The organism is Pseudoalteromonas sp. G5_S1_14_S5, from assembly GCF_054968605.1.
The window spans coordinates 1-428 of sequence record NZ_JBQKUM010000234.1; the positions used below are offsets into that span (position 1 = coordinate 1).

The 428-nt window shown below is 43.7% G+C and carries 1 protein-coding gene; it reads left to right on the top strand.

Features of this window, described 5'->3' with window-relative positions; all coding sequences use genetic code 11:
- Positions 1 to 428, top strand: a 428-nt coding sequence (locus ACTRWI_RS22680; RefSeq protein WP_499133941.1) for a winged helix-turn-helix domain-containing protein, incomplete at both ends; no start/stop codon positions are given.

The following is a 428-nucleotide window of genomic DNA, read 5'->3' on the forward strand; positions in this document are numbered from 1 at the left end:
ACGACATTGAACGTGATAGTCGAGTTTGCGACCGTATAAAAGCGGTTTTGCTGGCTTCTGAAGGCTGGAGTCAGACGATGATTTCACAAGCTCTTCGCATTCATGAATCGACTGTTGCTCGTCACCTCAGCGACTATGTTCTTTCTGAAAAACTTAAGCCTGAAAATGGCGGAAGCCAAAGCAAGCTTTCTGCTACTCAAACCATGCACCTAATCGAGCATTTGACTGAGAAAACCTATTCTCACACGCATCAAATTGTCGCCTACGTTAAAGAGATATTTGGACTTGATTACACGGTTTCTGGTATGAACAAATGGCTTCACCACAATGGCTTTAGCTACAAGCAACCGAAAGGCGTTCCACACAAGTTTGATGAAGCAAAACAACAAGCATTCATAGAAGCTTATGACGCGCTTAAGGCAAGCTGT